7 protein-coding genes are annotated in these 8,810 nt (G+C 62.4%); 6 read left to right on the top strand and 1 reads right to left on the bottom strand.

The genetic code is table 11. The annotated features are described in order from the left end of the window. The 5 genes from WKW79_RS36385 to WKW79_RS36365 form a co-directional block, all read left to right on the top strand. Nucleotides 1-1,157: ABC transporter substrate-binding protein (locus WKW79_RS36385; RefSeq protein WP_340340093.1), on the top strand; the 1,157-nt coding region annotated here is incomplete at its 5' end. Between the two features lie 11 nt (nt 1,158-1,168). Next, nucleotides 1,169-2,590: an ATP-binding cassette domain-containing protein gene (locus tag WKW79_RS36380; RefSeq protein WP_340340092.1), complete on the top strand. Its 1,422-nt coding sequence runs from the start codon at nt 1,169-1,171 to the stop codon at nt 2,588-2,590. A gap of 1 nt (nt 2,591) precedes the next feature. Continuing rightward, nucleotides 2,592-3,458: a branched-chain amino acid ABC transporter permease gene (locus tag WKW79_RS36375; protein WP_340340091.1), complete on the top strand. Its 867-nt coding sequence runs from the start codon at nt 2,592-2,594 to the stop codon at nt 3,456-3,458. Beyond that, entirely contained in the window at nt 3,455-4,462 is a 1,008-nt protein-coding gene (locus tag WKW79_RS36370; protein WP_340340090.1) for a branched-chain amino acid ABC transporter permease, read from the top strand. Before WKW79_RS36375 ends, WKW79_RS36370 begins: the two co-directional genes overlap by 4 nt. A gap of 29 nt (nt 4,463-4,491) precedes the next feature. Further along, complete coding sequence (locus tag WKW79_RS36365) at nt 4,492-5,505, top strand: nitrilase (RefSeq protein WP_340340089.1); 1,014 nt, start codon at nt 4,492-4,494, stop codon at nt 5,503-5,505. A 575-nt stretch (nt 5,506-6,080) separates the two neighbouring features. On the opposite strand, the gene WKW79_RS36360 is transcribed toward WKW79_RS36365, so the two are convergent. Next, nucleotides 6,081-7,049, bottom strand: a complete 969-nt coding sequence (locus WKW79_RS36360) for a Bug family tripartite tricarboxylate transporter substrate binding protein (protein ID WP_340340088.1) — start codon at nt 7,047-7,049, stop codon at nt 6,081-6,083. Nucleotides 7,050-8,048: 999 nt separating this feature from the next. On the opposite strand from WKW79_RS36360, the gene WKW79_RS36355 reads away from it, so the two are divergent. Then, nucleotides 8,049-8,810, top strand: a 762-nt coding sequence (locus WKW79_RS36355) for an HTD2 family dehydratase (RefSeq protein WP_340340087.1), incomplete at its 3' end; no start/stop codon positions are given.

Below are 8,810 nucleotides of genomic sequence, written 5' to 3'. Positions count from 1 at the left end.
CCGCAGGTGACTCCGGCCAATGCCGGCGCCGCCTACACCCTCACAGCTCGATGGCTGGGGTGGAGGAATTTACGTGTCGATGGGTGGGGGAGTTTGGGTGTCGTTCGGGGTTCAAGGTCGAGATCCTCGCGCGAGACGATCAGAGCAGCCCGGATCGCCAATCCAACCTGGCGGCCGAGCTCATCAACAAGGAAAACATCGATCTGATGCTGGCGCAGGTAGCGATCGGCCCGAACGCTTCCCAGCAGTGCGAACTCAACGGAGTGCCCTGCCTCTCTACCGTGGGCCCCTGGCAGGCATGGATGTTTCCCCTGAAGGGCGATCCGGCCAAGGGCTTCAAGAGCGTCTTCCATTTCTTCTGGGGTCTCGAAGACATCGCCGACGTCTACCTCGACATCTGGCAAGGCGTGCCGTCGAACAAGGTGATCGGCGCTGCGTTCAGCAACGATGTGCCGGGGAACGCCATGGGTGACATGAAGCTCGGCATGCTGGCCGCGTTCGCCAAGGCCGGCTACAAGATCGTCGACATTGGCCGGTTCCCGGTCGGTGCGGACGACTTCTCGTCGTACATCCAGGCGTTCAAGAAGGAGAACGTCGAGATCGTGACGGGCCTCTTCAATCCTCCTGAATGGGCGTCGTTCGTCAAGCAGTCTGCGCAGATGGGCTTCAAGCCGAAGGCCGCCACGGTCGCTAAGGCGCTGCTGTTTCCAGGCGGAGTTGCCGCTCTTGGCCCACGCGCCGATGGCATGTCGACGGAAATCTGGTGGACGCCGGCCTATCCGTTCAAGTCCAGCCTGACCGGCCAGACCGCGACGCAGCTCGCGAACGCCTACAGAGCCGCCGCCAAGCGCGAGTGGACCCAGCCCATGGGCGTCGTGCACGCACTGTTCGAAGCAGGCATTCAGGCCCTCAAGGCGAGCGGCGACCCGAAGGATCCCATCAAGGTCGCCAACGCGCTGCGTGTGATGAAGCACGACACGATCATCGGCAAGCTCGACTTCACCTCCAGCGGCATCAAGAACGTGTCGAAGATGCGTGTGGTAGGCGGTCAGTGGCGCATTCTCAACGGCGGCAAACCCGAACTTTTCATCACCAACAACAAGACCGCGCCCGAGATCCCGGTCCAGCGCAAGTTCGAACTCCTGGCACTCGCCTGACAGGGAAGACGATGCTGCTCGAACTTCGCGACACCCGCAAACGCTACGGGGACATGGTGGTCATCCCCAAGCTCTCGCTCTCCGTCGAGGAAGGCGAATTCATCGGCGTCATTGGCCCGAATGGCGCCGGAAAAAGCACCATGTTCGGGTTGATCTCCGGCAGCACGCCTTGCGACAGCGGCAGCGTCTTTCTGGATGGCAAGGACGTCACCGCTTTCGATGCCGCCGAACGTTGCAGGGCGGGCATCGGCCGCACCTTCCAGATCCCACAACCCTTCGAGGGGATGACGGCCTACGAGAACGCACTGGTGGCGGCCACCTTCGGAAACGGTCAGCACGGCCATGGCGCACAGGCTTCCGCTGTCGAAGCGATCCAGCGGTGCGGGCTCGAGGCGGTGGCCAACAAGCTGGCGGGCACGTTGACGCTGCTCCAGCGCAAGCGGCTCGAATTGGCGAGAGCGATTGCCACGCGACCGCGCTTGTTATTGCTCGACGAAGTGGCAGGCGGGTTGACGGACGCCGAGATGCAGCAATTGCTGCAGTTGATCGTGACGATTCATCAGAGCGGCGTGACCGTGTTGTGGATCGAGCATCTCGTTCGCACGCTCGTATCCGCTGCCGACCGGCTTGTCGTGCTTGCGAGCGGCGCAGTGATCTGTGATGGCGACCCCAAAGCCGTCATGGCAGACCAGACGGTGCGGACACCTACCTGGGATCGGACATCGAGGAGGAACTCGACCATGCTGCGCACTGATCGACTCGACGCCTTCTATGGACTGTTCCAGGCCCTGTTCGGCTTCACGTTCCACGTGGCGCCGGGCGAAACCGTTGCATTGATCGGATCCAACGGCGCCGGCAAATCCACGTTGCTGCGCTCGATCGTTGGATCCGTCCGGACGCGCCACGACGGAGTGCTGTTGAACGACCAAGCCATCGGCGGCGATCCGGAGCGCAAGCAACTCAACTGTGGCATCGCGCTCGTTCCCGAGGGCCGTCGACTGTTTCCGAGCTTGACCGTCCTCGAGAACCTCCAGCTTGCAGCGCGCAACGGCCGCACCGGCCCTTGGTCGATCGAACGCCTGATGCGGGAGTTTCCAGTAATGCAAGCGTTTCAGCATCGGCCTGCCACTGCGTTGTCGGGCGGGCAGCAGCAACTGGTGGCGCTTTCGCGGGCGCTGGTATGCAACCCGACGTACTTGCTGTGCGACGAGATCTCGCTTGGCCTCTCGCCGGTAGCGGTCAACGAGGTCTATGACCTCTTGGGACGCGCCCGCAACGACGGGCTTGCGGTGGTATTGGTTGAACAGAACGTCAAGCGCGCATTGACGGAGTCCGATCGGTATTACTGCATTCAAAAAGGGCGGGTGGTCCTGGAAGGGTCATCCGATTCGGCCGACCAGGCGCAAGTGGCGCAAGCCTACTTCGGGATCTGACATGGAAACTCTCATTGAAACGTTGCTCGGCGGCCTGATGCTCGGGGCCCTGTATGCCCTGTTCGGGCTTGGCCTGAGCCTGAGCCTCGGCGTGATGAAGATGATCAATATCGCGCACGGTGACCTCATCGTCCTGGGAGCCTACCTGTGCGGCACGGTGATGCAGTTGGCTGGCATCGGTCCGTTCATCTCGCTTGTTGCAGTGGTGCCTTTGATGTTCGTCATCGGCTATGTCCTGCAACGGGTGCTTCTCAATCGCGTCGTTGGCAAGGGCACGTTGTCGCCGCTTCTTCTCACGTTCGGCCTGTCGATCGTGCTGCAGAACGTGCTGCAGGAGACGTACACCGCAGACACGCGCAGCCTGCAAGCTGGTGATCTTTCGCTTCGCGGCTTTGACATCGCGGGCGTCTCGATCGGGTTGTTGCCGCTCGTCTCGACGCTCATCAGCGTGGTGATCTTCGCAGGCACCAACTGGTTGATCGGCCATTCGCATCTCGGCCGCCAGGCGCGTGCTGTAGCAGACGATCCCGGGACCGCGCGTCTGGTGGGGGTAGACGATCGCAACTTCTTTGCGCTCGTGACCGGATTCATTCTGGCCGTCATCGCGCTGGCGGCCGTCATGTACGGGATCCGGACGCCCTTCTCTCCGACGGCGGGGCCAGAACGCTTGCTGTACTCGTTCGAGGCGGTCGTCCTCGGCGGGCTCGGTAATGTCTGGGGCACTTTCATCGGGGGCCTGATCATCGGTGTCGCACAGCTGTTTGGGGCCAAGGTCTCCTCCGGGCTCGGACCGTTTTTCGGTCATCTTGTTTTTCTGATCGCGCTGCTGGCGCGGCCGCAGGGCTTGCTTGGAAAGGCACAGCGATGAACTCGGTCACTACTTTGCAATCCCCGATGTCCGTGCGCACAAAAGTCAGCGGTGCGGCAGCGGCCATCGCAGTCTTGCTGTTGTGCGGGGTCCTGGCGGCTGTGCCCTGGTTCACGAACTTTGCGACACAGCGTTTGATGGTGGAAATCTTCACCGTGTTCGCAATCGCTCTTGCGTGGAATTTGCTGTCTGGCTACGGCGGCCTAGTGGTCGTCGGCCATCAAATGTTCGTTGGCGTGGGTGCGTACGCGCTGTTCGCACTGTCGAACAGGCTTGAACTCAATCCCTGGCTGATGCTGCCTCTGGCAGCGATCGCCACAGGCCTTTTTGCCGCCGTGAGCGCATTCCCGATGTTCCGACTCAGCGGCGCGCACTTCGCCGTCGGTACGTGGGTGCTTGCCGAGATGCTGCGGATTCTGACGTTGAACAACGAATGGCTCGGTGCCGGCGGCGGCATGCCACTGGAGGTGTTGAGCAGCTTCGACCGTTGGACCCGCAACGCCGGCGTCTACTGGGCCGCGTTGGTGGTCGGCGCTGGGACGCTTGTCATTGCCCGCACCATTCTGCGGGGCAGGCTTGGCCTGGCGCTCATGAGCGTGCGCGACTCCGAGGCCGCAGCTGCCGCATCCGGGGTGTCGATCCGGCGGTCGAAGCTCGCCTTGTGGGTCATCGCCGGCTCGCTCACGGGGCTGGCGGGCGCCGTGGCCTACATGAACACCTTGCAGGTCACACCGGACGCCACGTTCTCGCTCAACTGGGCGGCGGCAGCGATTTTCATCGCAGTGCTCGGCGGCATCGGGACGCTGGAAGGGCCGATCCTCGGCACGCTTCTCTACTTCCTCCTGCGCGAGAGCTTCGCTTCATACGGTTCCTGGTACTTCATCGGACTGGGCTCGCTCGCGATCGTCACGATGGTGTTCGCTCCCGGCGGCGCCTGGAGCCTGATCACGCGCAAGTGGCCGATCGATCCGTTCGGCGTGCGGCGCGACATGCCGCGCAAATGATTTCACTATCACGACTCCAAGGAAAACCAATGTCCGAAACTGCATTCAAGATCGCCGTTGTGCAAGCGGCCCCTGTCTTTCTGGACGCCACGGCTTCCACTGAAAAGGCCATCGGCCTGATCATCGAGGCGGGAGCGAACGGCGCGAAGTTGCTCGCCTTTCCCGAAGTGTTCATACCCGGCTACCCGTGGTGGCTTTGGCTCGGTACGCCAGCCTGGGGCATGCAGTTCGTGTCGCGCTACCACGCCAATTCATTGCGCGCGGATGGACCGGAACTCGCGTCCATCGCGGCGGCTGCTGCCAAGGCGAACATCAACGTGGTGCTCGGTTTCTCGGAAATCGATGGCGGGTCGCTCTACATCAGCCAGGCAATGATCAGCGACAAAGGCGAGATGGTCTTCAAGCGCCGCAAGCTCAAGCCCACGCACGTGGAACGTACCCTTTTCGGCGAGGGCGACGGCTCCGATTTTCAGGTGGTCGACAGCAGCGTCGGGCGCCTGGGCGCGCTCTGCTGTGCCGAGCACATCCAGCCATTGTCGAAGTACGCGATGTACTCGATGCACGAGCAAGTCCATGTGGCTTCATGGCCGTCGTTCACGCTGTATCGCGGCACCGCCTATGCGCTGGGACATGAGGTGAACCTCTCCGCGAGCCAGATCTACGCGCTCGAAGGCGGCTGCTTCGTCTTGCATGCCAGTGCCATCACGGGACAGGACATGTTCGACGTCATGTGCGATACACCTGAGAAGGCGCTGCTGCTGAATGCTGATGGCGGCAAGCCCGGTGGCGGGTATTCGATGATTTTTGGCCCCGATGGTCAACCGTTGGTGGATCACATGCCGCAGGATCAGGAAGGCATTCTTTACGCGGACATTGACCTGTCCGCGATTGCTGTCGCCAAGGCGGCCTACGATCCGTCGGGGCACTACGCGCGTGGCGACGTGGTGAGATTGATGGTCAATCGCAGCCCGCGGCGCACCAGTATCGATTTCGGAGAAGGCGTCACAGAAGGTGCGCCGTGGACGGAGGCGAAGGTCGATTGAAAAAAATGCCTGGCGCGCGACCATGTCGCATGAATTCACTGTGCGTGACTTCCCGTTTCCTAAGGGAGAGATTCTTGCCGGCGTTGCGCGTTGCATATACGGTACTTGGTCGTCCGGACGGCAAACCCGTCCTTGCCTTGCATGGCACCGGGGCGAACTGGAAAAGCCTCTTGGCGAAAGAATTTGGCGTGCGACTATTCGCCTGCGGTGAGAGCCGGCCACGTAAATCTAAACACGCCGCAAAGCGGATAGGCTGCTTTCGGCGATGCGCCCACCATTGCATTGCGAATGATGTCCAGCAGGAAGTTGACTGTTCCATTCGATTCGTTCTCGTCGACATAGACATTGATGAGCCCGCGTCGAGGGCGTCGTGCTGACGTTTCATGCGGGCGCCCGCATGCCGCACGACGAGCCAAACCTGGAAATGACATAACCCGAGGGCCGGTCACGTCTGGATTGCTGTGGCGCGCGCCGGTTTGTCCGACGTTCCGACGTTCGTCGATAGCCGCGCGTGCATTCAGGGGCTCTCCGAAGATGGGGGAACACCCTGTTCGAATTGGGTTAGAAAGAGGGCTTCAATCGAGCTTGATTCCCGCAGCCTTGATGATCGCCCCCAGCTTTGTGGTGTCGTCCTTGATGGTCTGAGTAAACTGCTCGGGACTGCTGGCGACCACGTCCATGCCCATTGCCCCGAGCTTCTCGGAGGTTTCGGGCAACTTGAGGATGCGCGTGATCTCGCCGTTGAGCTTGGCAACAATCGCGCGGTCGGTGCCCGCAGGCGCGACGAAACCGATCCAGGTGACCATGTTCATGCCGGGCAGTCCCGACTCCGCCAAGGTGGGGACGTCCGGCAGCGACGGCGAGCGCCTCGCGCTGGTGACCGCCAGCGGCCTGACCTTCCCGGATTTCACGAATGCGATCGCCGGACCGAGCGCATCAAAGATCACCGGCACCTGTCCGCTCATCACGTCTGTCATGGCCGGGCCGCTGCCTTTGTACGGGATGGCGACCATGTCGACCTTCGCTGCCAACTTGAAAGCCTCGCCTGCCACCTGGGCCGGAAGGGCCCCGTGGGCGTAGGCCAGCTTTCCGTCGCGCGACTTCGCCAAGCCGATCAGATCCTTGACGCTGCGCGCTTCCACGGAGGGATGCACCGCCAGCACCATTGGCATGGAGATCGCCAGCGAAACCGGCGCGAAGCCGTTCACCGGGTCGTACGGCAGCTTGGCATTGAGACTCTGGTTCATCGCGAGCGTGGAGTCGATCGGCAGGAAAAGCGTGTAGCCGTCAGGCGCTGAGCGCGCGGCCATCTCCGCGCCGATCAGCGTGTTGCCGCCGGGGCGGTTATCCACCGTGACAGGCACGTTCCAGCGCTCAGAAAGCTTCACCGCCACGATGCGGGCCACAGTGTCCGTGCCGCCGCCGGGCGGGAAGGGCACGATGATGCGAATCGGACGCTCGGGAAAAGTGTCTGCGGGACTGGCCGCAGCCGCTGCCAAGGAAACGGCGAGCAGGCACATCAAGAGTTTTTGGAAAAGTTTCATGAAGGACTCCTTATCGACCCAATCGGGAACCACGCAGCTGAAGCTGACAGCCGCTTCTATGGCGCCGGTCCCTTGGTACTCGCCATCGGCCAAAAATCCGGACCTGGAGCAATACATTACTTTTCAAATATTCATGTGTCAAGATAAGGAATTACCCTCGTCGGCGGAGACTGGGCCGCCTGGGCGTCAGCCCGTGAGAGCCTGAGGGGCATGCCTCCGAACGCAACGAATATGCATTTCGCAGTTGGGAGCGCAGCACTTGGCCGGCGCTCAACAAAAAGCCCAGCGGCAGAGGCGACTGATCGTCTTTGTAGATCGCGCCCATACGTCCGGTCTCACTCAACTCGACGCACCTCTCGTCATACGCGGCCCTCGTGCAGCCAGAACAGACAGTTGGAGCGCGTGAGTTGGGCTCGCGCGACTACCTTAGAGGCCCTCGGCGGACATTTCCTGATCGCATTCCCGCCTCCGTTTTCGCCCGACGTCGATCCGGAGGAGTACTTGTAGGCCTGCCTCAAGCACCAGGGCTTGGCGAACTCTTGCGCCAGCGACCGCGCTGCGTTCCGCGGCGCGTTCGGCGTCGAAGGTTCTGAGACAGGCATCCTGAAGGCGCAGGGGGTGTGGGGGGAGCCACCGCACGATCTGAATCTGCGCAAGGAAATTCTTCGGCTGCGCGGGCGTGTGCCCCCTGTGGCGCCGTCCTGCACGATCATTTGGACGCGTACGTCGGCGACGAGCGGCACACGGCCAAGGCTCACGTCGCTCATCAAGCGATGCACAACGGGCACTGTGTGCGTTGGTGGTGCTGTCAACGAGTGCTTCGGCGCAAGCAGTGCGGCTGAGGAGCCAGACGCCGCAAGCCGGCGCAAACGCCCTGACGAGTGTTGCGTCTCAGGCATCAATACGTCCAAATAATGCACTTCTCTCGAGGTGATCCCCGCCGCAAACTTCGGACCCAGAACTGCCGCCACCTGCTGCAGTCAAGAGAAGGAGACCGAAGTGGATGCCAAGCGAGATGAGCTGAAAGCCTGGATCGGGCGCAGCGAGACGGTGCACGACACCGTCAACCCAACCCCCGTCGTCGCGCTCACCGCGACGCTGGACCATCCGGCGAGCCCGGTTGTCGCCGGCACGAGCCTGCCGCCCCTGTGGCACTGGCTCTACTTCCTGCCGATGCATCGGCAGAGCGAGATTGGCGCGGATGGCCATGCGAAGCGCGGCGGCTTCCTCCCGCCGGTGCCGCTGCCCCGGCGCATGTGGGCCGGCAGCCAGTTCGAGTTCCGCTCGCCGATCCGCGTCGGCGACCGGGTCGCGCGCACTTCGACGATCGACGACGTCACCACCAAGGAAGGCCGAACCGGCAAGCTGGTGTTCGTGAAGGTGCGGCATGAGGTCCGGTGCAACGAGGCTGCCGAGCCCGCCCTGGTCGAGTTCCACGACATCGTCTATCGCGAAGCCCAGGGGCCGAACGATGTGGCGCCGCCTCCCCAGGCCGCACCCGTGGAGGCGCCCTGGCGTCGGCAGATCGTGCCGGACGATGTGTTGCTGTTCCGCTATTCGGCGCTCACTTTCAATGGCCACCGCATCCACTACGACCGCCAGTACGTCACGCAGGTCGAGGGCTATCCAGGGCTGATTGTTCATGGCCCTTTGATTGCCACGCTGCTGATGGACCTGCTGCGCCGCCAACTGCCCGATGCAGAGGTCGCGAGCTTCCGCTTCAAGGCGGTTCGTCCGACCTTCGACCTGAACGCGTTCCAC

Origin of the sequence: Variovorax robiniae (assembly GCF_037889955.1) — a bacterium.
In the GTDB taxonomy this organism is placed as follows: domain Bacteria; phylum Pseudomonadota; class Gammaproteobacteria; order Burkholderiales; family Burkholderiaceae_C; genus Variovorax; species Variovorax robiniae.
This window is presented reverse-complemented; position numbering and strand designations above follow the sequence as displayed.